The organism is Mycobacterium sp. SP-6446 (assembly GCF_001954045.1).
Taxonomy (GTDB): Bacteria; Actinomycetota; Actinomycetes; order Mycobacteriales; family Mycobacteriaceae; genus Mycobacterium.
This window is the reverse complement of record NZ_MBEM01000262.1, coordinates 79,751-100,699: the sequence shown is the minus strand read 5'-3', so window position 1 is coordinate 100,699 and position 20,949 is coordinate 79,751. Positions and strand designations below refer to the sequence as shown.

General features: G+C 66.4%; 24 protein-coding genes. 11 read left to right on the top strand and 13 right to left on the bottom strand.

Annotated features, from left to right (window positions below):
- Window positions 1-2: 2 nt before the first annotated feature.
- On the top strand, window positions 3-767 hold the full coding sequence (locus A5736_RS24025) for an SDR family oxidoreductase (protein WP_076249031.1): 765 nt from the start codon (window positions 3-5) through the stop codon (window positions 765-767).
- A 9-nt stretch (window positions 768-776) separates the two neighbouring features.
- Here A5736_RS24025 and A5736_RS24020 read toward each other — a convergent pair whose 3' ends face one another.
- Both A5736_RS24020 and A5736_RS24015 read right to left on the bottom strand, forming a co-directional pair.
- Entirely contained in the window at window positions 777-1,550 is a 774-nt protein-coding gene (locus A5736_RS24020) for a YqjF family protein (RefSeq protein WP_076249030.1), read from the bottom strand.
- Between the two features lie 40 nt (window positions 1,551-1,590).
- Entirely contained in the window at window positions 1,591-2,247 is a 657-nt protein-coding gene (locus A5736_RS24015) for a hypothetical protein (protein WP_076123384.1), read from the bottom strand.
- Between the two features lie 100 nt (window positions 2,248-2,347).
- Between A5736_RS24015 and A5736_RS24010 the strand changes: the two genes are divergently transcribed.
- Window positions 2,348-3,754, top strand: a complete 1,407-nt coding sequence (locus A5736_RS24010) for a TIGR00366 family protein (protein ID WP_076249029.1) — start codon at window positions 2,348-2,350, stop codon at window positions 3,752-3,754.
- A gap of 6 nt (window positions 3,755-3,760) precedes the next feature.
- On the opposite strand, the gene A5736_RS24005 is transcribed toward A5736_RS24010, so the two are convergent.
- Window positions 3,761-4,846 carry a serine hydrolase gene (locus A5736_RS24005; RefSeq protein WP_076249028.1) on the bottom strand — a complete coding sequence of 362 codons (1,086 nt, stop codon included), beginning with the start codon at window positions 4,844-4,846 and terminating at the stop codon, window positions 3,761-3,763.
- Window positions 4,847-5,030: 184 nt separating this feature from the next.
- Here A5736_RS24005 and A5736_RS24000 point away from each other — a divergent pair, with 184 nt between their 5' ends.
- On the top strand, window positions 5,031-5,498 hold the full coding sequence (locus A5736_RS24000) for an SRPBCC family protein (RefSeq protein ID WP_076249027.1): 468 nt from the start codon (window positions 5,031-5,033) through the stop codon (window positions 5,496-5,498).
- A 34-nt stretch (window positions 5,499-5,532) separates the two neighbouring features.
- Here A5736_RS24000 and A5736_RS23995 read toward each other — a convergent pair whose 3' ends face one another.
- From A5736_RS23995 to A5736_RS23980, 4 genes are all read right to left on the bottom strand, one after another.
- The gene (locus A5736_RS23995; RefSeq protein WP_076249026.1) at window positions 5,533-6,696 is read right to left on the bottom strand and encodes an LLM class flavin-dependent oxidoreductase; all 1,164 of its coding nucleotides are present in this window, start codon (window positions 6,694-6,696) and stop codon (window positions 5,533-5,535) included.
- Between the two features lie 185 nt (window positions 6,697-6,881).
- Complete coding sequence (locus A5736_RS26995) at window positions 6,882-7,262, bottom strand: hypothetical protein (protein ID WP_233147990.1); 381 nt, start codon at window positions 7,260-7,262, stop codon at window positions 6,882-6,884.
- 154 nt (window positions 7,263-7,416) lie between these two features.
- Window positions 7,417-9,705, bottom strand: a complete 2,289-nt coding sequence (aceA, locus tag A5736_RS23985; RefSeq protein ID WP_076123377.1) for an isocitrate lyase ICL2 — start codon at window positions 9,703-9,705, stop codon at window positions 7,417-7,419.
- A gap of 124 nt (window positions 9,706-9,829) precedes the next feature.
- A complete protein-coding gene (locus A5736_RS23980; protein WP_076249025.1) occupies window positions 9,830-10,453 on the bottom strand; it encodes a DUF5134 domain-containing protein in 624 nt (207 codons plus the stop codon).
- 203 nt (window positions 10,454-10,656) lie between these two features.
- Here A5736_RS23980 and A5736_RS23975 point away from each other — a divergent pair, with 203 nt between their 5' ends.
- Window positions 10,657-11,031: a hypothetical protein gene (locus A5736_RS23975; RefSeq protein WP_076249042.1), complete on the top strand. Its 375-nt coding sequence runs from the start codon at window positions 10,657-10,659 to the stop codon at window positions 11,029-11,031.
- On the opposite strand, the gene A5736_RS23970 is transcribed toward A5736_RS23975, so the two are convergent.
- Complete coding sequence (locus tag A5736_RS23970; RefSeq protein ID WP_076249024.1) at window positions 11,028-11,744, bottom strand: MBL fold metallo-hydrolase; 717 nt, start codon at window positions 11,742-11,744, stop codon at window positions 11,028-11,030. The genes A5736_RS23975 and A5736_RS23970 overlap by 4 nt on opposite strands.
- 41 nt (window positions 11,745-11,785) lie before the next feature.
- The gene (locus A5736_RS23965; protein ID WP_076249023.1) at window positions 11,786-13,039 is read right to left on the bottom strand and encodes a hypothetical protein; all 1,254 of its coding nucleotides are present in this window, start codon (window positions 13,037-13,039) and stop codon (window positions 11,786-11,788) included.
- Between the two features lie 147 nt (window positions 13,040-13,186).
- Here A5736_RS23965 and A5736_RS23960 point away from each other — a divergent pair, with 147 nt between their 5' ends.
- From A5736_RS23960 to A5736_RS23935, 6 genes are all read left to right on the top strand, one after another.
- Entirely contained in the window at window positions 13,187-13,501 is a 315-nt protein-coding gene (locus A5736_RS23960; RefSeq protein ID WP_369805033.1) for an ArsR/SmtB family transcription factor, read from the top strand.
- Entirely contained in the window at window positions 13,498-13,908 is a 411-nt protein-coding gene (locus A5736_RS23955) for an SRPBCC domain-containing protein (RefSeq protein ID WP_076249022.1), read from the top strand. Before A5736_RS23960 ends, A5736_RS23955 begins: the two co-directional genes overlap by 4 nt.
- Window positions 13,909-13,912: 4 nt before the next feature.
- On the top strand, window positions 13,913-14,905 hold the full coding sequence (locus A5736_RS23950) for a medium chain dehydrogenase/reductase family protein (protein WP_076249021.1): 993 nt from the start codon (window positions 13,913-13,915) through the stop codon (window positions 14,903-14,905).
- 62 nt (window positions 14,906-14,967) lie between these two features.
- Entirely contained in the window at window positions 14,968-15,414 is a 447-nt protein-coding gene (locus A5736_RS23945; protein WP_076123368.1) for an SRPBCC family protein, read from the top strand.
- A gap of 62 nt (window positions 15,415-15,476) precedes the next feature.
- Window positions 15,477-16,094 (top strand): YbhB/YbcL family Raf kinase inhibitor-like protein, encoded by a 618-nt coding sequence (locus A5736_RS23940; protein WP_076249020.1) that lies wholly within the window; start codon window positions 15,477-15,479, stop codon window positions 16,092-16,094.
- 38 nt (window positions 16,095-16,132) lie between these two features.
- On the top strand, window positions 16,133-16,960 hold the full coding sequence (locus A5736_RS23935) for a lipase family protein (RefSeq protein ID WP_076249019.1): 828 nt from the start codon (window positions 16,133-16,135) through the stop codon (window positions 16,958-16,960).
- A gap of 9 nt (window positions 16,961-16,969) precedes the next feature.
- Here the strand turns inward: A5736_RS23935 and A5736_RS23930 are convergent, their stop codons facing one another.
- Together A5736_RS23930 and A5736_RS23925 are read right to left on the bottom strand one after the other, a co-directional pair.
- Window positions 16,970-17,512 carry a TetR/AcrR family transcriptional regulator gene (locus tag A5736_RS23930; RefSeq protein ID WP_076123365.1) on the bottom strand — a complete coding sequence of 181 codons (543 nt, stop codon included), beginning with the start codon at window positions 17,510-17,512 and terminating at the stop codon, window positions 16,970-16,972.
- The gene (locus A5736_RS23925) at window positions 17,509-17,844 is read right to left on the bottom strand and encodes a DUF962 domain-containing protein (protein ID WP_076123364.1); all 336 of its coding nucleotides are present in this window, start codon (window positions 17,842-17,844) and stop codon (window positions 17,509-17,511) included. The genes A5736_RS23930 and A5736_RS23925 overlap by 4 nt, the downstream gene beginning before the upstream one ends.
- Window positions 17,845-17,930: 86 nt before the next feature.
- Here A5736_RS23925 and A5736_RS23920 point away from each other — a divergent pair, with 86 nt between their 5' ends.
- Window positions 17,931-18,764 (top strand): alpha/beta fold hydrolase, encoded by an 834-nt coding sequence (locus A5736_RS23920; RefSeq protein ID WP_076249018.1) that lies wholly within the window; start codon window positions 17,931-17,933, stop codon window positions 18,762-18,764.
- On the opposite strand, the gene A5736_RS23915 is transcribed toward A5736_RS23920, so the two are convergent.
- On the bottom strand, window positions 18,750-19,463 hold the full coding sequence (locus A5736_RS23915) for a hypothetical protein (protein WP_076249017.1): 714 nt from the start codon (window positions 19,461-19,463) through the stop codon (window positions 18,750-18,752). The two genes, A5736_RS23920 and A5736_RS23915, sit on opposite strands and share 15 nt — an antisense overlap.
- Window positions 19,464-19,478: 15 nt before the next feature.
- Window positions 19,479-20,942 carry a class I adenylate-forming enzyme family protein gene (locus A5736_RS23910; RefSeq protein WP_076249016.1) on the bottom strand — a complete coding sequence of 488 codons (1,464 nt, stop codon included), beginning with the start codon at window positions 20,940-20,942 and terminating at the stop codon, window positions 19,479-19,481.
- Between the last annotated feature and the right edge of the window lie 7 nt (window positions 20,943-20,949).

Genomic DNA, 20,949 nt, shown 5'->3' with positions numbered 1-20,949 from the left:
GGATGAACGTGTTGGACTTGTTCAACTTGGACGGCAAGCGGGCCCTGGTAACCGGGGCGTCCAGCGGCATCGGCAAGGAAGTCGCGCGGGCGTACCTGCAAGCGGGCGCGGAAGTGGCCATCGCGGCACGGCACCCGGACACCCTGGAGCAGGTCGCCGCAGAGCTCGCGAGCACCGGCAAGGTCGTGCCGGTGTGTTGCGACGTGACCCGGCCGGACCAGGTAAACGCGATGTTGGACCGGGTGACCGCCGAGCTGGGCGGCATCGACATCGCGGTCTGCAACGCTGGGATCGTCGCCGTCACTCCGATGCTGCAGATGTCCCCGGAGGAATTCCAGCGCATTCAGGACACCAACGTGACGGGTGTGTTTCTCACCGCCCAGGCGGCGGCCCGGGCAATGGTCCGGCAGGGACAAGGCGGAGTCATCATCAACACCGCCTCGATGTCCGGACACATCATCAACATCCCGCAGCAGGTCGGCCACTACTGCGCTTCGAAGGCGGCGGTCATCCACCTGACCAAGGCCATGGCCGTCGAATTCGCGCCGCACAAGATCCGGGTCAACAGCGTCAGTCCGGGCTATATCCTCACCGAGCTCGTCATGCCCATGGCCGAGCTACACGCGCTGTGGGAGCCCAAGATACCGCTGGGCCGCCTGGGCCGGCCGGACGAGCTCAGCGGCCTCTACCTGTACCTGGCCAGCGAGGCATCGAGCTACATGACCGGTTCCGACGTCGTGATCGACGGTGGCTACTGCTGCCCCTGACCGCGCGGGTTATTCGACGACGCGGGCGCGGCCGAACCGGGTTCGCAAGCCGGGCGAAAACAGCGCACGCAACGGATCTCCGGCTGGTCGCACGGCGCCTGCGCCCACCAATTCGTCGCTCAGCTCGACGATCTCGGCCGCGCGCAACGGCCACGGCGCGTGCTCGATCGGCACCCACCACGTACGGCCGCTCCTGCGGGTGTGCGCGCCCCACCGGGCGGTGAGCCACACCTCGAGCGGTGTCGGCTGGATTGGGTCGCCAACGGTGACCGTGACCCGGCTGCGCAGGCCGCGCCGGGGCCAGCGGCGCACGCTGTCATACGTCACCTGGTCGCCGTATCGCGTCACCCGCATCCGCGACCAGGTGTAGGGGACGCCGAGGCCGATCCGGATCGCGGGCACGGCCGCCAGGCGAGCCGTTTCCGCCGACCGGAACACGATGCCGTGTCGCCCGGCGTCGTCGACCGTGTAGAGCCGGACGTTGGTCTCGGCGAAGCTGCCGAAATACGGCAGTGGCAGCGCGGTGCCGACCCTGGTGCCGCTCAACATGAAGGGGACCAGCGCCACGTACGTCAACCCATCGGCAAAGACGTCGGGGCGGGTTGCGGGCGGGCACAGCCCTTCGACGCTCTCGGGGCGCACCGGCCAATGGATGAAGGTCAGATCGTCCCAGCGCTGCTCGAAGGTGACTCGGCCGGGAAGCGGTGGCGCGACGATCGGGAATCCGGCGAGATTCGGGCTCTCATCCGACTCTGCGGCGGGCGGGCCGGGCGTGGCGGTCATTCGATCATCGTGGCACGGCGACTGCCGTCGCCGGCGCGATCTAGGGCTCTATCTGACCGGAGATTCCGCGCTCAATGCTGGCCTGCGTCGTGGATGGCACGACGACGAGTCCCTCGAGTTCCTTACGGGCTCGGTCGTAGGCGTTCTGGCGTTCCTGCGGGGCCGCGGCGGGGTCCGAGGCCACCCGCAACAGGTTCTGGGCGCGCGCGATGCGCTGCTGGTCTTCTCGGGAGAAGTCGCTGCGGCGCCTGCGCATCGCCTCTGCCTCCGCGACGTTGAAGGCGCTCACGTACTCCTCGACTGCGGACAGATACAGCGCGGCGGTCTCCCGGTCGTCGAGCAGATCTTCGGCTTTGACGGGGCGGAGGAAATCCGCCCGGAGCTTGGCTTTGTGGAACCCGACCGTCAGCGGATTACGCATGTCGGTCATGAGCGGGAAGTCGAGCAGCTTGGCGAAGTCGAGCTCGTAGTCGAGCCAGCGTTTGTCGGTGCGGCTGTGCTCCTCCAGGACCCGTTTCAGCGACTGCCATTGGGCCACCTGATTGTTGGCGGTGCGTTCGGGCGGCTCGGCCGCGGGCTCGGGCGATTCCGCGGTGCGCGGCCGGTTGCCGCGAAAGGCCCGCAGCGCGCCGATGACCAGGCCTACCAGCGGCAGCAGCAGAATCAGGAACTCCGCCAACCGGATTACCAATCCCACATCGCCAGGATGCCACCGAGCGGCCAGCGGTTGCGTAAGGCAAGGTTTAGACCACCGAACGAAACGACCCGCGAGCAAACCATCACGGTAAAGGAAGCCGATGACGACGGAAGAGGACCGACACGTCGAACGAGGCGGATTTGTTCAGCGCCTCACCGGGCTTTGCGTCCGGTACGTCGAACGGCTGATGCCCGACCCGTATTTGTTCGCGGTCATCCTGACCTTGATCGTCGTCGGGTTGGTTGCGCTACTGGTCCGGGGCGCCACCGCCTCCGGCATTCTGAAGGCGTGGTACGGCGGTGTGTGGGGGCCGCAGAACATCTTCACCTTCGCATTCCAGATGGTGCTCGTCCTGGTGACGGGTTACACGCTGGCCGAGGCGCCGGTCCTGAAGCGGGCCATCGTCCGTCTCGCGAGCAAGCCGACCAACCAGGTTCAGGGAGCCCTGCTGTGCTTCTGCGTCAGTACCGTCTTCTCGCTGCTGAACTGGGGGCTCGGCCTGGTGGCGGGGGCGTTGGTCGCGCGCCAGGTCGCAAAGCGACTCACCGGTGCGCATTTCGGCTATCTGATCGCCGCTGGGTTCATGGGCTTCATCGTTTGGACGCAGGGTCTGTCGTCGTCGATCGCGCTCGCCAACACCGACACTTCCAGCCCAATCAACGTGATTCACAAGATGACCGGCACGATCGTGCCGCTAAGGCTGACGATTTTTCAGCCGTACAACGTGGTCGCGGTGCTCGTCGTGTTCGCCCTACTCGGCACCGCGATCTGGCGCATGGCACCGGCGCAGAGCCTCGAGCCCGACCCCGCGGTGTTCGAGGAGGAACCCGAGCAGGACCCGCCCGAGGGTAAGCGGACCTTTGCTGAGTGGCTGGAAAACCTGTGGATCCTCAACGTCATTGTCTTCGCGGCGGGCGTAACGTACTTCGTGCTGAGCGGCTTTGCGCTGAACATTTCGTCAATAATCATGCTGTTCACCGTGACGAGCGCTTTGCTGCACCGCACGCCGATTCGCTTCATCCGCGCATTTTCCGCCGCGGCAAAGGTATCCGGCCCGCTGCTGCTGCAGTATCCGTTGTACGGCGGGATCGTGGGGCTGCTGGGTTATTTGCCAACGGGGTCGAGCAAGGCGCTGCAGACGGTGCTCGCCGAAGCGCTGGTGCGCGGCGCGGATCAGTACTCGCTTCCGTTTCTGACGTTCGTCGGTTCCGTCCTCATCTCGCTATTCGTGCCGTCGGGCGGCGGGCATTGGGCGGTGCAGGGGCCAATAGCGGTTGGTTCGGCCGTGGCCGTTGGCCAGCACTCGCCGGCTTACCTCGGGTTGATGTCGATGTCGGTCGCGGTCGGCGAGGGCGTCGCGAACATGATTCAGCCGTTCTGGCTGCTGCCGGTAATCGCGATCGCGAAGCTCAATGTGCGCCAGGTAATGGGCTTTACGGTGATCGCGTTCCTGATCGGGTTCGCCGTGGCGAGCGCCGCGGTTCTCGTTGCGCCCCATGTGCTTTGACGCGGGCTACATCCAGACTTTCGCCAGCGAGTCGGCGAGGGCTTCCGGGTCTTGCTTATCGGTGTTGCAACTGATGGCCACCGACGTTGCTCGGTCCTTGCTGATGCGGAATGCCGTGACGAATCCGCCCCAGGCGCCGTCGTGATCGAGCATGCCGTTGGCCAGCGCGTAAATCCCGGCGCCATACTTGTCACCGCCCGTCGGCTCGGTTGGCACCGCGCCGGCCAGTTGCGCCTCCCTCAGCTTGGGTCCGCCCAGGCGCCCGGTTCGGTAGTTGTCCGCCCAGTAGACCAGTTGGCTTGGCGTGGTCTGGATGCCGCCGTCACCGACCTGCTCCCAGCCTGATCGGGTGGCCCGGTACCCCTCGCTGCCCTTTTCATACGCGATGGCTTTGCCGGGAACCTCTCCGGTCGGATCCAAGACCATTGCCAGACTCAACGGACGGAAGATTTCCTCGGCTAGCAACTGCGCCAGCGGTTTCCGCGTGATCCGGCGGACAATCTCGCCCAACAGTAGGTAGTTGGAATTCGAATATTCGAACCGCGACCCTGGTGGAAACTCCAGGTTCGGCACGCTGACCAGCGTCTGCAAGGCTTGGTCCTCTGTCGTGCGGTCGCTCAACTGGAACCCCTGCGCCTCGAGCAGCCCGACGTACTCGGGGACGCCGCTCGTCTGGTGCATCAGCTGTCCGACGCTGATGGAGCCGGACCATGTTGGAAGTTCGGGCATGTATCGGGACAACGGGTCGTCGAGCGTCGCCTGCCCCGCGTCAACCAACAGCAGCAGCGCGGTGGCAGTGAATTGCTTGGATACCGAGGCGATGTCGAACACGGTTTGCGCGGTGATCGCGGTGCCGTTTGACGCGTCGGCGACGCCGCGGACTCCTGTCCAGACGACTTTGCCCTTGATGCCTACCGCCGCCGAGCATCCGGGTCCGTCGGCCTCGATAGCGGCGTCGAGTATGTTCTGGCTGCGGGTTGTTGAGGCGTCGTGATTTGTTGTAGTGCTGGCGGGTGTGGCGTTTCGACCGTCGGAGCACCCGCCGAGCGACAATATCGCTGCGAGGGCTAGTACCGACAGTCGCGTTACCATGTTTATTCACAACGTCTTTCGTGCCCGCGGCCGTTGCGAAGCGGGCCGACCGGTCCCCGTTTGGTGCGGGCAGGCTGAAACGCGATCGGCTTGACTCACTGGGTGAGTATGCGCCTGGCCTGGCGTGGACGGTAAGGTACCCGGCAATCCCACTCGGGGTCGTTTGGTTGTCAGGGAGTCGGGCATGGTGGGTCGGAAGTTTTCGTTCGAGATCGACAAGACCAGTAGCGCGCCCGCCGCAACGTTGTTCCGGCTCGTGGCGGATGGGGCGAACTGGTCGAAATGGGCCAAGCCGATCGTGTTGCACTCGAGCTGGGCGCGGCAAGGTGATCCTGCGCCCGGCGGTGTCGGGGCTATCCGCAAGGTCGGGATGTGGCCCGTGTTGGTGCAGGAGGAGACGGTCGAGTACGAGCAGGATCGCCGGCACGCCTACAAACTGGTCGGACCCGCCTCGCCGGCCAAGGACTACTTCGGCGAAGTCGTGTTCACGCCGAATGCGGCCGGCGGCACCGACATTCACTGGACGGGCTCGTTTACCGAGGGAGTGCGCGGGACCGGTCCGCTGATGCGGGCCGCGATGGGCGGTGCCGTGCGGTTTTTCGCGGGCCGCCTGGTGAAGGCGGCCGAGCGCGAGTCGGCCGGCGGACGGTAGCGATTATTCCTGCGGCTCAAGGGTTTTCGAGCAGCTATTTCGAACTGACTTCGTCCTGGTACTTCTTGGCCATGTGCTCGACGGCCTGCAGCTGTGATTGCGCGAGCCCGTCGCGCACCTGGCCGGCGCGCGCCGCGGCATCGAGCGTCGGCTGCGCCTGACCCTGAAAGTGCGGTATGACTTCGGCGGCGAACAATTCGGCCGAGCGTTTGGTGGCCGCCGGGTTGGCCCACTCGTGGCCCATCTGCAGAAAGCAGCCGAAGCCGCCGGACTGATCCCACACCCGCTGCACCTGTTCGCGCGCCCGCTCGGGCGTTCCGATGACACCGGCCCCGTTGTCGTTGATGACGTCGATCATCTCGTCCAGCTGCTCCCCCGGCATCGTCATCTGCGGGAAGGCGGCCACCTTCTGGAAGTAGTTGAACCACGACTCGATGCCGAATTTCACGTCGGCGCGGGCCTGTTCGTCGGTCTCGGCGATGTGCATCGGCCCGACCAGGCTCCAGTCCTTGCGGTCGACTTGGGTGCCGAAGGCTTCCGCGCGTTCCTCGACGATGCCCCAGTGATACGACAGCGCGTTGAAGCCCTCGACGGTCAGCGTCGCACCGATGGAGAGCAGGCCGATGCCGTGCTTGCCGGCCAGCCTCGCGCCGGTGGGCGAGGCAACCGCGGCCACCGCCAGCGGGATCCCGCCGTCCGAATACGGGGCGAGCTGCAACTTGGCGTCGAACAGCTGGTGCGTGGCGGTTTTGGCGCTCACCGTTTCGCCCGCCAGCAACCGGACGACAATGTCGAGGTTGGTTTCGAGAAGCTCGCGAGTGTCGGTGGGGTTGAGTCCGATCATCGCCGAGTCGGTGGGCAACGAGCCCGGTCCCATCCCGCCGATCACGCGACCATGGGTGAGGTGATCGAGCAGCATCAGGCGGTCGGCGACCCAAAGGGGGTTGTGGTACGCGAGGGAGATGACCCCGGTCCCGAACCGAATCCGCTTGGCGCGCTCGGCGGCCGCGGCGATGAAGATCTCCGGTGAGCTGATGATCTCGCTGCCGGCCGAATGGTGCTCGCCCAACCACACCTCGTCGAAGCCGAGGGCGTCGAGGTGCTCGATGAATTCCAGGTCGCGTTGTAGCGCAAGCGTCGGGTTGGTGCCCGCGCGATGGAATGGGGCGATGAAATAACCGAACCTGAGCTTGGCCATTGAGGTCCCTTTGCAATCGAGTTGTCCGAAACCATAACCCGAATGCGCGGTCCGCCCTAGACCTCCGGAGATAGCTCAGCCGGTGGGGCCAGCTTTGCATGGCCCCACCGGCTTGGGAGCAAGTCTTCGTTTCTGAAGTGCTTTAGCGCACGCTCGATACCGGCATGCTCAACGGCGGGATGCGATCACGGATATCCGCCGCAGACGTTGCCGACGCAACCGCCGCCACCGCCCGGTCCACCGCCGCCTCCGCCGACGCCGGGAACGCTGCCGCCGCCGCCACCGGGACCGCCGCCACCCGTGGGGCCACCCGGGACGCTGCCACCGCCGCCGCCGGGTCCGCCACCGCCAGTGGGGCCACCGGGGACGGTGCCGCCGCCCGTCGGAGCGCCACCGCCGGTGCCCGGCGCCGTGGTTGGCGCCACGCTGGTCGAGGAAGTGGTGGTTGGTGTCGTCGTCGTGGTACTGCTGGGTCCTTTATTGCCACCGCCCCCACATCCGACCGCTGCGACGAGCATGGCCGCGCCGCCGAAAAGCGCGACAGCAGTTCTGGCTTCGGATCTCATCAGATTCCCCACTCTCCACTCGCGCCACATTTACCCAGTCAACCTGTCGTACCCCGCCGTCGCGGGGTGCAAACAGGAATGAAGGTGAATTGGGCACGCGGAGTGAATCCGCGGGCAAATCCGGGCCCTCGCAGGTAGGACGGGAGCTTGGCCGCTACCCCTCCTTGGTGATCAGCTTCCGCAGTGCGACGCGGTCGGGCGTGAGCAGCTCGGCGATGCGCGGCTTGTTCACCTCGGCGACGATGATCTCGCCGACCTCTTGGTAGACCTCGCTGAAGATGCCGTGCGACTTCATCTTCGAGGTCTGATACTGGTTGTCCTCGGTCGGCGTGACGTAGTAGACCGCATCGGCCTTGAAGCGGTGCACGAGCCAGAGGTGGATCAAGGTCATCAGCCGCTTCTTGCGCAGCTTTTCGGCGAAGGTGTTCTGGTCGCGCACCGTGAGGATGCTGCGGCCGTGGCGATCCTTGATGGGATCGACGACGACATTGGCCAGCTGCTCGTCCCCGTCGCCATAGATCCCGAGTTCGAGCACGTCCGACCCGGGGCGGCGGGGCCGCAGCTGGACGCGGAGCTTCTCGCCCAGCTGGTAGTGCTCGCTCCACAGCGCCAGCCACTCCTCCAGCAGCTTCTTCGGCACCTCGGTCTGTACGAGATGCTGGTGCTGGGTCGAGCCCTTACCCATGGCCTTGGTGGTCGCCGTGCGGCCCGAGGATGCGGCCAGAGCCGCGTCGCTGCGCGGGCCGCCGACCAGGGTTTGCGGCGTGCGGTAGGGAGATTCGACGAGGCGCATCTTGCGCTGCAAGCGAGCCAGCGCCAGCATGCCGTCCTGCCGCAGCGCGCCGGCGAATTCCTCTGCCGCAACGCCGTCGATCTGGTGTCCGCCATAGGTGATGAAGTTGAAGACGAAGCCCATCTTGCCCAGCTCTTCGGGGAAGCGCTTCATCTCGTCATCGGTCATGCCGGTGGTGTCCCAGTTGAACGAAGGCGAGAGGTTGTAGGCCAGCATCTGGTCGGGGAATTCGGCATGGATCGCCTCGGCGAACTGCCGGGCATCGGCCAGATCGGCGGTCTTTGTTTCCATCCAAAGGATGTCGGCGAACGGCGCCGCTGCCAGCGACTTGGCGATCGCGTAGGGAATACCACCGCGGATCTGGTAGTAGCCCTCGGGTGTCTTGGCCAATTCGCAGTCCCACGGCGGGTCCAGGCGCAGCTCCTTGGCCTTTTCCCGGGCGGCGAACAGCGATGCACGCTCGGCGAACCGGCGCCAGTCCTCGGGGCTCATGTCGGCGGGTTCGTCCTCGCTCTCGCCGAATTCGAGCACCTCGGCCACGGCCTCGCCGTAGGTCATCAGCCCGGCGTCGTCCTCCCAGGCGGCCACGAACCGCGACTCGACCTGATCGAAGAGATCGTCGATCGAGTGTTGCCCGTTCTCCCGCCACGCGTTGACTGCGTCGGAGACGAGCCCCTGGATGCCTTGGCGCTCAAGCCACGCCGTGGCGTTGGCGTACTCGGCGTCGGACATCGCATAGAGCAGGTGGCCGTTGAGTTCCTTGACTCCCAGCTCGTAGAAGCGCCGAACGAGTGCCAGGAAGCAGGCCTTGTAGGACGGGATATTGAGGTTGGTGGCACCGAGCAGGAACGGCTGGTCGCGCTCGTCGGCGCGGCTATCGAGCAGGTTGGCCGCTTCCGCGTCGGTGCGCGCCACGATGATGCCGGGCACCCGCATGACGTCGAGCTGGAACCGGGCCGCGTTGAGACGCTTGATCTGTTCGTCTGACGGGACCAGAACTTTGCCGCCCTGGTGGCCGCACTTTTTGGTGCCCGGACGCTGGTCTTCGATGTGATAGCCCGGGACACCGACCTCGACGAACCGGCGGATCAAGTTGCGCACGTGCGGATCGCCGCCGTGTCCGGTGTCCGCGTCGGCGATGATGAACGGCCGAAAGTCGTATTCCTTGGCCGCCTCGCGCTGCTGCTCGGTCATGTGCAGCCGTTGGTACTGCTGGTTGCGGTCGGCGGTGAGAAGCGCGCGCACGAGGACCGCGGCGTCGTCGGGAACCTGGCTCAGCGGGTAGCTGGCCAGGTCGGGCCCCGGGTCTTCGGTAGTGGAACCCTTGGCGGAGGTGGCCCAGCCGCCGAGGTAGATCCCCTCGATGCCCATCCGCTTCATGCTCACCGCCTGCCCCGGCGAGTAGGGCCCGAACGTCGTGATGCTCTTCTTGGCGGCGAAGAGCTCGCGCAGGCGCTTGTAGAACGCCCCGGCCGCGTCCCGCGCCACCGTGTAGTCGGTGGGGATCGTGCCGCGCTGCTCCACTACTTGCCGGGCCGTGTAGAGGCGGATAATTCCGGCGAACCGCGGGTCGTCGAAGTATCGCTGCGTGGCGGCGACCTCTTGGTCGAACGGTGCGGGAACTTCGGTGTCCGCGTCGATGATGGCCATGAAATTACGCTCCTCTTCAGCACGATTCCGCTGAATGTGAGTCTATCCCCGGGCAACACGGTTCAATCACCGGCGGACGGCGCGCTTTCGCGAGCGGGGTTTGCCGCCCGCGGTGAGAATCGGCTCAGCCCTGAAACAGGGTGGCGCCGAACATGATGGACATCGTGGCGGCCATCGTTGCCTGAGCCGGCGCGGTGAGCGAACGCCACGAACCGGGATCCGATTCATCCGCCCGCTTCAGCCCGAAACCGGACGCCCAGATGGCCGCGGCGAGCCCGAAACCGACGAACCAGAACCAGTTGGTCGCCGCGATCCACCCCGGCGACCCGACCGTGGTCGGCACCACCACCGTGCCGGCCATATCCATGTCCATGTGGTGGTGGTGCTTCACAGAGTGGCCCGGCAGCAGGAGCCCGTGAATGAACGCATACATCCACGCCATCGCCAACATCATCAGGGCGTGATACCCGTACACCGTCCGCAGCGGGAGGGTTTCGGCTGAAGCAACGGCCGAAATGACGAACCAGAGGGCGGCGAACAGGAAGAACACCGCGGGCCCCGTCGCCGGTAGCTGCGCGCCCCAGGGCCAGACCATTACCGCCATCGCGATCGCCATCACGACGTGCAACACACACCGCACAACCTCCACCCACGAGCGATGACGGTGCAGGAGTACGAAACCCCATGCCACGGCGCTGAGCGCGGACAGGCCGGTGACGACCCAACGGAGCACTATGTCATCGATCATGCGAAGCGACGCCAGCTAGTTCTTTCAGCCAATTCCGCTGCCGGGGAATGGACTCCGCGCCGACCGCGGGTTGAGCGGACTCGTCCTCAAGGTCACCCGTGCACACTACGGCCTGGCTTGCGTCGTCTGAGAGGGCCGGCGCCCGGACCGCCCTGTCGCGCAATCGCCAGCAAACAGTGTCGGCGATGAGTATGGTCACCTCCATGGAGGCGAAATTGCGCTTTGAGCGTTGGTATTTGCCCCTGGCGGTTGCCGTCGGGATGGGACCTGAGCGCAGCGAGCTGCGGGTGGCCGGCGATACCTTGCACGTGAAGATGGGCTGGGCGTTCGACGCCCATATCCCGTTGGCGTCCATCGTCACTGCCGAGGCAAAGGACGAGCGGGTGTTCGCCTGGGGCGTGCACTACTCGCGCGGGCGCTGGCTGGTCAATGGGTCGGGGAAGGGCCTCGTGGCGTTGACGATTGAGCCACCGGTGGATGCGAAGGTCGTCTTCAGGTCGGTGCGGCTGCGCTCGCTGTGGGTGAGCGCCACCGACCCGGATGCCCTCATAGCCGCGTGCTCCGCGGCCCGCGCCTAGCCGCTCTGCAGGTTCGCGCGTTCTCTCAACCAATTCCGCTGGCGACGAATGAACTCCGGGTCGACGATTTTTCCGTGGCCGGGGACGTAGATCGCGTCGGGTCCACCGAGCGCGAGCAGCCGATCAAGGGTTGCCGGCCAGGCCGTCACATCGGAATCGGCGTCGATCGCCGGGTCAGCGGACTCCTCCACGAGGTCACCCGTGAACACCACGGCCCGGTCGTTGTCGTTCCCGGGCGCCATCACGACCAAGTCGGAAGCGGTATGGCCGCGGCCCAGGTAGGCGATCGTGACGGTGCGATCGCCTAAGCCGATGACGGTGTCGTAGACCGCATGGTCTGGCGTCCGCAATGCCGCGATGGCGCGGTCGATTTCCGCGGCATCCGCACCATGGTCCAGAGCATCGGCGCGAATCAGGGCGGTGGATGACGACAGAAACTCGACAACCTCTGGTGCGCAGTAGATCTCGGCTCCGGCAAACATCGCGGAACCCAAGACATGGTCGAAGTGCTTGTGCGTCAACACGATATGCGTGACGGGACACCGGGCAAGCTGCCGAACGTCGGCGTCGATCGCGGCGGCTTCGGTGAGCGAAGTGCCGGTGTCGACAAGCAGCGCTCCCGAACGGCCACACACCAGCCCGACCGTGACGTCGCAGAACGGCAGCCGGCAGCGATACGCATTGTCGGTCAGCGGTTCCCACGCGAAATGCACAGACAGGACGGTAACGCCCCGAGACGGGGCCGAAAAGTGGCTCAGCCGCGCAGCAGCACGGCCGCGCCGTACCACTCGCACGCAAGCAGCGCGAGTTCGACATCGACCCGGTCGTCGATCGGCCGTCCGCGCCTGGCCACCGCCCTCTCGACGCCGGACTTCACGATGCTGGGATCCGCGCTGAGTTCTTCTGTCTGGGCGTCGTAGCCGGAGCCGGAGCGCAGGAATTCCCGCAGGGTGTTCCGCAGGCCGGCGTCGTCATCGGTGTCGGACGCCAACGGACCGAGGATGTCGGCCACCCATTCGCGGATCTCGTCGATGCCCGCGCCGAGCAGCGCGGGCGTGATGATGCCGGGGTCGGTCGCGGCGACCACCACCCGGTCGAGCCTTTCGAGGCGGCTGCGGGCGCGGCCGGCCGCCCGCGCGCGTTGCGCCTGGCGGTGGGAGCGCCGAAATCCTTTAACGCCGGAACCCATAGCTCCGATCGCGACGCTGGGTGCATCGGGTCGCGAGCTTACGAACTGGCGGATTTTCGCGACCACGTCACCCGGCGGCGACCTGTACGGCAACCAGACCCACGCGCTTGCCGGTTCGGCAGCGGCTAGCAGTGGGCTCGCCGAGCTGTCGACGATATTCGCCAGGTCGCGTATGAACCGTTGCAGCCGCGTGAACCCGTCGCCCGTCCCATCGCCGTTGGGATGCCACACGATGAGCGCCAGGTGCTGCCAGCCAAGCGGATAGCCGATCGCCATGGACGCGGCATCGACGTCGACCGGTGTGTCGTCCAGGAGGACGTCTCGGACCTGCGTCTCGCGGGCGGTACTCCGACTCTCCAGCAGCAACTGGCGCTCGCCCTGATACGCCGCGAGGGCCTGCAGCTCCACCGAGTCGACGTACTTCAACAGCGCCTTGGTGATCACCTGGATCACCGCAACCCTCGCCGCGGGCTCGAGGCCCAACGCTTGCAACTCGGTGAACACCAGCTCGGTCATCCGGCGTTGCCCCAGCCGGTGCGCACGCATCATCGCACGGGGCGAAACGTCGTGCTGCGCAAGGCGCCTCGCGTACTCGATCGCCGCCGGCGGCGCTTTGACCTTGTCCACGCCGACGCTGTGCAGCAGCGCATGCAGGATGGTCTGGAGGTGATCCCGTATCCCCCGGTGCATCAACTCGATCATTCGCTCGTCGCGGGGAAGTTCGGCGATGTTGTCTTCGACCGTGGTGGATATCGCGGCGCCGATCTCGGTGATCCTCTCGCTGAGCCGAGTGGCGATTGCCGCGATGTCGCTGTCCACATCAACCTCGTCGTCGCTGTCTGATTAGTTCCACTAACGGTAGATCTCCAGCAGTCCGATCCGAAGCAACGCGGCCGCTCCAGTTGTTCGGTACTCGATTGTTCACCCAATTGACATGTCGGGAATTTCCGACATATGGTGTCGACCATGGCCGCTCCCGACCGCATCTTTCTCGCTCTGGCCAACCCGGTGCGGCGCGAACTGCTGGAAATCCTTACCCGGCAGCAATTATCCGCGGGGGAACTCAGCGACCGGTTCGAGCTGAGCCGCCCCGCCGTCGCCGAGCACCTCAGGGTGTTGCGCGAAGCTGGGCTAGTCGCGGACGAACCGAGGGGCCGGCATCGCATCTACCGCCTGACCGCGGAGCCATTGGCGGAACTCGGTGAGTGGCTGCATCCATTCGAGAAGTTCTGGCGCGGACGGCTGGCCGCGCTCGCCGAGGCAGCAGAGGAGCTGGAATGACGGAGACTTCAACGCCCGCGACCATCCGTGTCGACCAATTCGTGGCCGCTCCGCCGGACAGGGTGTGGCGGTTGCTGACCGAACCCGAGCTGATGCGGCTCTGGTGGGCGGAGGGCCAGGTCGCCGCGGTGGTCGGCCACCAATTCACTCTCGACATGCCGGGCTATGGGAAGCAACCCTGCAAGGTGCTCGAGGTCGATCCGCCGCACCGCTTCGTGTACACGTTCACGCCGGCCTGGACGCTGACCTGGCGTCTCGAGGAGGAAGGCTCCGGTACCCGAGTGTTCTTGGATCACAGCGGCTTTGATCTGGACGACAAGCGGATGGCCGATGCCTTCCATCGCATGGGATCCGGGTGGCGTGACGTCGTTCTCCCCCGCCTTGCGGCCACCGCCGCGGAGGCCTGACGCGATGCGCGCCGTCGTCATTACCAAACACGGCGACCCCTCGGTGCTGCGGGTCGAGCAGCGGCCGGACCCCGCTCCGCCCGGCCCGGGTCAACTCCGGGTCGCCGTGCGCGCGGCGGGGGTGAACTTCGCCGACCACATGGCCCGCGTCGGGCTCTATCCGGACGCGCCCAAACTTCCGGCGGTCGTCGGCTACGAGGTTGCCGGGATCGTCGACGGCGTCGACCCGGGACGCGTCGGTGAACGGGTGCTCGCCGGAACGCGATTTGGGGGCTACGCCGAGATCGTCAACGTCGCGGCCACCGACTCCGTCGCGATCCCCGACGCACTGAGCTTCGAGCAGGGCGCCGCGGTGCCCGTCAACTACGCGACGGCGTGGGCGGCCCTGCATGGCTACGGGTCCCTGCGCGCCGGGGAGCGGGTCCTGGTCCACGCCGCCGCGGGCGGGGTCGGCATCGCGGCCATCCAATTCGCGAAGGCCGCCGGGGCCGAAGTGCACGGCACGGCGTCACCCGGCAAACACCAGAAGCTCGCCGAGCTGGGCATCGACCACGCGATCGACTACCGTCGCGACGGCTGGTGGCAGGGGCTTGGCCCTTACGATCTGGTCCTCGACGCCCTCGGCGGAACGTCGCTGCGGCGGTCGTACGACCTGCTGCGCCCCGGCGGAAGGCTTGTCGGATACGGCGTTTCGGCGCTGCAGCAGGGTGAGAAACGCTCGCTGCGCCGGGCGGCTCCACAGGCGCTGTCGATGTTGCGCGGCTTCAACCTGCTCCGCCAGCTGGAGGACTCGAAAGCCGTGATCGGCCTGAACATGCTGCGGTTGTGGGACGACCGCGGCACGCTGGAGCCCTGGATCACGCCGCTGACCCGGGGGCTGCAGGACGGGACGATCTCGCCGATCGTGCATGCGGCCGTTCCGTTCGCCGAAGCGCCCGAGGCGCATCGCATCCTGGCCGCGCGGGAGAACGTCGGCAAGGTCGTGTTGGTGCCCTAGGGTTCGCTGGAGTTTTGCGGAGGCCGGGTTTCAACGTCGCGACAGTGGCTATGCGTCCTAGCATGGCTGTCTCCGATTCACGCGAAGTTGTCATCGAGGCGACGCCCGACGAGATCCTGGACGTCCTGTTCGATATCGAATCGCTGCCCGAGTGGTCCTCGACCCATCAAAAGGTCGAAGTCCTGGAGCGCGACGACCAAGGCCGACCAAGCAAATCGCGGCAGGTCGTCAAGATCGTGGGCGTCAGCGACGAACAGGTACTGGCCTACTCCGTGCACGACGACGGGGTGAGCTGGTCACTGGTCAGCGCCAAACAACAACGCGCGCAGGACGGCCGCTACACGTTGACGCCCGAAGGCGATTCGACCCGGCTCCGCTTCGAGCTCACGGTCGACCCCACCGTGCCGATCCCCGGGTTTCTGGTCAAGAAGGGGGCGAAGGGATTGATGGAAACCGCGACCGAGGGCCTGCGGAAGCGAGTGCTCAAGGTCAAGGGGGACGGTAAGTAGCCGCGGCCCCTGTTTTCTGCGACCCCTGTTTTCTGGGATGACGGTTGACGACACTGGGTTATATGGAAACCTCGGGTCGCACACGTCACCCAATCGCATCGGCCTGCCTGGGCCTGGCAGTGCTGGTGGTGCTGGCCGGCTGCGGTGGTAGCGATAATGCTCGAACGAATGCCCGAACGACGTCGCCACCGGCGCCGCAAGCGACGACAGCCGGTCAGTCCACGCCCCAGGCGCCGCCGACCGGGCCCCTGACCATTACGAGCCCCGCGTTCGCCGACGGCGCGCCGATCCCGGTGCAGTACACCTGCAAGGGCGCCAGCACGGCGCCACCGTTGGCCTGGTCGGCCCCGTCGGGAGCCACGCTCGTCGTCGACGACCCCGACGCCCCTAGCGGACCCTACGTGCACTGGATCGTGGCCGGAATCCCCTCCGGGTCCGGCAGCACAGCCGACGGTCAGACACCTGCCGGCGCAACCACTCTGGCGAATTCGAGCGGTGAATCCGGCTACGCGGCGCCGTGCCCGCCGTCGGGCACCGGGACACATCATTACCGGTTCACTCTCTACCAGCTGCCGCCCACCTTCCAACTGCCGGCGGGAGCGACCGGACCGCATGCGGCGCAAGCGATAGCGCAGGCCGCGACGGCACACGCCGTCCTCACCGGGACATTCGGAGCCTGACGGGGTGCGCCATGCCGATGCCGCCGACGTTAGACGTAATGAAGGCAATACAATTCGGCCAACTGGTGAACGCAACCTACGCGACACCGCCCGGCGATTTGGCGAACGCGGCCGGCCGGGCGTTGAGCGCCGGCGGCGTCGACTACACCATCGTCACGACGATCTACGCCAACGATCTGTCGACCGACATTAACCCGATCCGGGCCGCCGACGAGGTTTCCATCGGCCTGATCTGTCAGGTCAATCAAGCCGGTGATGCGGTGATCGCGATTCGGGGCACCGAGGGAATCCTGGAGTGGATTCACGACGCCGAGTTCGATCTGGTGCCGTGCCCATTCCTGGCCGGCGCCGGCCACACGGAAGACGGCTTCACCGACATGTACGAGTCGCTGACGACGGGGACCGCGTCGGATTCGCCGGCGGTGGTCAATGCTCTTGCGACGCTTGCGTTCCCGCGACCCGTCACCTCCGTGACGATCTGCGGGCACAGCCTGGGCGGAGCGCTGGCCACCTTGCTTGCCCTCGACGTCGCGGCGAACACGGTTTTCAAGGCGCCGGCCGTCTACACGTATGGCAGCCCGCGCACCGGGGATTCGCTGTTCGCCAGCACCTACGACCAGGTGGTGCTCAACTCGTATCGGATCGCCAATCGCCTCGACATCGTCCCGGCCTTGCCCCCGCCGATCAACTACGAGCACGTGCTCAACCCGTATGAGCTGAACCCGATCCGACTGACACCTCTTCCGCCGAAGCCCCTGGTCAAATCCACTGTGGCGTGCGAACATTCGCTCCCAACCTACCTGTATCTGCTCTCCCTGCAATCAGGTGGTCCGGTACTTTCCCTCGAGCCCGCCTGCAAACCCTGAACGACGCGCCTAACCCGTTCGGGCTGCCAGCCGAAGCAACGCGCGGCGTAACTGCTTGTCGGGCTTGCCGTTGGCGAGCTCGATAAGGGCGATCTCCGCGACCGCCGCCACGAGGAGCACGGCGATCGGTTCGGGTGGCGTCCAGCCAAGCGCTGCCAAGTCGGGCGCTATCAGCCTGGCCGCGCTCTCATTCCGGGCCGCGACCAAATCGCTCAGTCCGGCCTCAGTTCGCGACTGCACGAGCAACGCTTTCGTGGCCGGGTCGGCCAAACATCCGTCAAGATAGGTGTTCATCCCCGCCTCGAGCCGGTCGCGTCCGGGCGGTCGGTCGGCCATGGCAGCGGCGATCGATTCTTCCAACTGGTCGTGGAACCGAGCGTGCAGCGCCCGCACGTATTCGGCGCGGCTGGGCCAGTGCTGATAGAAGCTACCCTTCGCCATCCCGGCCTCGGCGACGATCGAGTTGACTGAGATTCGGGCCAGGTCGGCGGTTCCCAATAGCCGCCGTCCCGCATCCAGCAGCGCATTACGGCCCGGCTCAGGCGATCTCACCGCAATCCCGCCTTGCGCTGGCTGCGGTGAGCCAGCATTTCGCCGTACTGCTCGCACACGTGAATGACGCCGGTCAGTTGATACGTGATCCACCCCTTGTGCGTGGACGGGAGGTTCTTCTCGAACAGCCGATGGCCGACTATCTGCATGGCCCATCCCCCGACGAACATCGGGCCACCGACCTTCGGCTTGACGAACATCAGCGGCAGGCCCGCCGCGATGATCGGCGTCCCGACCAGGTGGGTGGCCCGAACCCCCTTCGATGTGTGTTGGGTGCGGTAGTAGGCCATCTTGTCCGCGAACGGTGCTTCGGGAGGTGGGGCTTGCCGCATCTCGACTTCCTCCTTGTCAGGGTGTGCCTGGGGTTGTACTGTAGCAATGACCGACCAGTCGGTCAATTCCGTCGAGAGGAACTCCCATGCCGACGATCCAAACCCGGGCGGGCCGGGTAGCCTACAGCGAATTAGGCAGTGGGCCAACGGTTTTGCTCCTGCATGCGATACTGCACGACAGACATGACTTCGACCCGATCGTCGACACGCTTGCCCGCCGCTTCCGCACCATCGCGGTGGACTGGCCCGGCCACGGCGACTCGGATCCCGTCGACCCCGCCCTCGAGCCCAGCGCGTCGCTCTTCGCCGACGCGCTCGAAGATCTCGTCGACGGTCTCGGCCTGACGAAGGTGACGTTGATCGGAAATTCGGTCGGCGGGTTCGCGGCCGCGCGGCTGGCAATCACCCGTCCCGAGTTCGTCGCCGGCCTGGTTCTGGTCAACACCGGCGGCTTCGTGCCGATGAACGCACTCGCCCGCGCCTTTTGCCGGGCGCTCGGCACGCCTGCCGTGTTTCGCCGGGCCGCTCCCCCGTTTGTCCGCGGCTACATGAAGTCCAGGACCGACAACGACCGCCAGATCGTCGAGCGCGCGATCGCCGCGGCGAAAACGGCCGAGGGCGTTCGCCTCGCCACGGGGCTCTGGCGCAGCTTCCCGGCTCCCGCACACGATTTGCGAAGTCGTGCCGCTGATTTGACCGCGCCCACGCTCATCGTGTGGGGCAAGAGAGACATCGCGATACCGCTGCGCGCCGCACATACGACCCATGACGCCATTGGAGGTTCCCGGCTCGAGATCCTCGACACGGGGCACGTGGTCTTCTCGTCGGATCCGGACGGTTTTCTCGCCGTGGCCGAATCGTTCTTGGAGTCCGTCACCCCGACAAGCGATCCGGGAGCGAGGCGTTCAATACAGGGGTGACCAGGCCGACGTCCGCAACAACCGGCTCTCCCACTGATCCCGATACTTCAAGGCCTCATACATGTAGCTGCCGGGTGCCCGGTGCTCGGGCGGCGTCTCGGTGGTCAGCAGGTGCACGAGCGCCGCATAGTTGTTGGCGTCCTCAATCTTCTGCCACAGCATCGCTTCTCGTCGTCGATGACTGCCGTGCGCGATCTGGAAGCACGCCTGAATATCCAGGATCCGCATCCCCGGTGGCGCCTTGGAGAGCAGCCGGTAATAGATTTCGTCCCACGAGCGGATGTAGTCGTCCAGCGGCGCGTCGGGCCAGCCGGTGTCCTCCATGAACAGGCTCAGCTGATGGGTCGCGCCGTCGGTGGGCACGGTCGTCAGGTCCACCGACTGAAGCGGTGACCACGCGACGGGCAACATGAGCTTGCCCGTCACCTCGTGGCGCAGGTTGTCCAGTTCGCGCATCCATGGCCGAAGGTCCCCGGCCTGGGCGCGGTGCGCCAGTCGCTCCCACGCGGTGCCATCGGTGATGCCCGTGATGGTGACCACGTTGTAGGAGACGCCGCTGCCATGAGCGTGGTTGGTGTACCAGAGCAGCCGGGCGTCGTCTTCTTTGGCCAGCGTGGGCATCCAGCCCTCGCGGTAGGCGGCCTCGAATTCTTCCTCCCGGGCACCGACCACTTTGTGGGTCTCATGCAGAAACAACATGTGGACTCCCTGGGTTCAACCATCGTCCGCGATGAGCGCGGCGAGCTGGCGGCGGTTGACTTTGCCGATCGAGTTGTAGGGAATGTGGTCGACGATCGCGAGTCGCTCGGGCAGCTTGAAGTAGGCGATCACCTGTCGGCAATGCGATCGAAGTTCCTCGAGTGTGACTGGGGCGCAAGCCACTACCGCGGCCCCCACCCGCTGGCCGAGCTCGTCGTCGGCGATCCCGGCGACGGCGGCGTCACTGACCGCCGGATGAGAACGCAGCGCCTCTTCGACTTCGATCGGCCCAAATTTCTCACCCCCGCGGTTGATGGTGTCACTGAGCCGGCCGCTCGGGAAGATGTAACCGTCGGCATCCTGGCGTGCCAGGTCACCAGTGTGTAACCAGCCCTCGGTGACGTTCTGGGTGGTGTTGACCCACAGCTCGCCGATGGCTCCCGCTTCGACATCGCGGCCCGTGTCGGGGTCCACCACGCGCACCTCGACTCCCGGCAGCGGTCGGCCGACGGATCCGGCACGGGCCGGGTCGCGGTGATCGTCGGGCATCAGGGTCGTGTAAGCCCCGAGGGTCTCGGTCTGGCCGAATACGTTGGCGAAAGCCACATGCGGCAGCGCCGCCATTGCCCTGCGCACCAAATTGATCGGCGCCGCCGCGGCCCCGTAGGCGATGGCGACCAGGGACGTCAGATCGGCGTTCGCGAAGTCGGGATGGTCGAGGATCCGCTGCAGCATGGTCGGCACCAGGAATGTGGTGGTGACGCGATGCCGCGAGACCAGACGAAGCCACTCGCCGGCATCGAACCGCGTTTGCACCACCGAGGTGTTGCCCGAATACAAACTCCCGAGCGTGCCCAGCGCGCCGCCGACATGAAAGAAGGGGACGCACATCATCCCCACCGAGGGCGGGGCGTCCGCATGGAATGGTGCCGCCATCCCCCTGATTCGCATGGCGAGCCGGCGGGCGCTGATGGCGACGGCCTTCGGGAGTCCGGTTGTCCCGCTGGTGAATAGGATCAACGCGTCACGGTCGGCGGGGGCGTCGGTGTCGGCGACGGTGTCGGCCTCGGCGGCCGGCTCGACCGCGTTGCCGTCCAGCAGGTCGGTGCCCGTCAACACCGTGGGTGCGCCGGCTTCGCGCAGCCGGTCGGCGTACTGCTCCCCCGCGACCGCCACGTCGGCGCAGCCGGCGTTCTTCAGCAGGCCCTGCAGCTCGGGCGGAGTCAGCGCCGGGTTCATCAGCGCGGCCGCCGCGCCGAGGCGCGCCGCCGCGAGCAACGTCGCGATGGACAGCAGGCTTCCGCCGTCGACCACCGCGACGCGCTGCCCGGCCACCACGCCGTGGGCGGCCAGCCCGGCGGCGCATTGCCGCACCGCCGCCGCCAGCGCGCGGTAGCTGATCGCGCGCCCGTCGACGATGAGCGCGGTGCGGTGGGGATCGCCGCGCGCCGTCGCGTCGAGGATCGTCCCGATGTTCATGTGCGGC

Coding starts and splice junctions, on each gene's coding strand:
- aceA (WP_076123377.1), bottom strand. CDS start 9,705: ATGGCCATCATCGACGCGGACACCGAAGTTCCCGCACCGTTCGACCAA.
- A5736_RS23910 (WP_076249016.1), bottom strand. CDS start 20,942: ATGAACATCGGGACGATCCTCGACGCGACGGCGCGCGGCGATCCCCAC.
- A5736_RS24005 (WP_076249028.1), bottom strand. CDS start 4,846: ATGGTAACGCGACTGTCGGTACTAGCCCTCGCAGCGATATTGTCGCTC.
- A5736_RS23980 (WP_076249025.1), bottom strand. CDS start 10,453: ATGATCGATGACATAGTGCTCCGTTGGGTCGTCACCGGCCTGTCCGCG.
- A5736_RS23915 (WP_076249017.1), bottom strand. CDS start 19,463: ATGTTGTTTCTGCATGAGACCCACAAAGTGGTCGGTGCCCGGGAGGAA.
- A5736_RS23975 (WP_076249042.1), top strand. CDS start 10,657: ATGGAGGCGAAATTGCGCTTTGAGCGTTGGTATTTGCCCCTGGCGGTT.
- A5736_RS24010 (WP_076249029.1), top strand. CDS start 2,348: ATGACGACGGAAGAGGACCGACACGTCGAACGAGGCGGATTTGTTCAG.
- A5736_RS24025 (WP_076249031.1), top strand. CDS start 3: ATGAACGTGTTGGACTTGTTCAACTTGGACGGCAAGCGGGCCCTGGTA.
- A5736_RS26995 (WP_233147990.1), bottom strand. CDS start 7,262: ATGAGATCCGAAGCCAGAACTGCTGTCGCGCTTTTCGGCGGCGCGGCC.
- A5736_RS23960 (WP_369805033.1), top strand. CDS start 13,187: ATGGCCGCTCCCGACCGCATCTTTCTCGCTCTGGCCAACCCGGTGCGG.
- A5736_RS24020 (WP_076249030.1), bottom strand. CDS start 1,550: ATGACCGCCACGCCCGGCCCGCCCGCCGCAGAGTCGGATGAGAGCCCG.
- A5736_RS23935 (WP_076249019.1), top strand. CDS start 16,133: ATGAAGGCAATACAATTCGGCCAACTGGTGAACGCAACCTACGCGACA.
- A5736_RS23955 (WP_076249022.1), top strand. CDS start 13,498: ATGACGGAGACTTCAACGCCCGCGACCATCCGTGTCGACCAATTCGTG.
- A5736_RS23925 (WP_076123364.1), bottom strand. CDS start 17,844: ATGCGGCAAGCCCCACCTCCCGAAGCACCGTTCGCGGACAAGATGGCC.
- A5736_RS23995 (WP_076249026.1), bottom strand. CDS start 6,696: ATGGCCAAGCTCAGGTTCGGTTATTTCATCGCCCCATTCCATCGCGCG.
- A5736_RS23945 (WP_076123368.1), top strand. CDS start 14,968: ATGGCTGTCTCCGATTCACGCGAAGTTGTCATCGAGGCGACGCCCGAC.
- A5736_RS24000 (WP_076249027.1), top strand. CDS start 5,031: ATGGTGGGTCGGAAGTTTTCGTTCGAGATCGACAAGACCAGTAGCGCG.
- A5736_RS23940 (WP_076249020.1), top strand. CDS start 15,477: ATGGAAACCTCGGGTCGCACACGTCACCCAATCGCATCGGCCTGCCTG.
- A5736_RS23920 (WP_076249018.1), top strand. CDS start 17,931: ATGCCGACGATCCAAACCCGGGCGGGCCGGGTAGCCTACAGCGAATTA.
- A5736_RS23950 (WP_076249021.1), top strand. CDS start 13,913: ATGCGCGCCGTCGTCATTACCAAACACGGCGACCCCTCGGTGCTGCGG.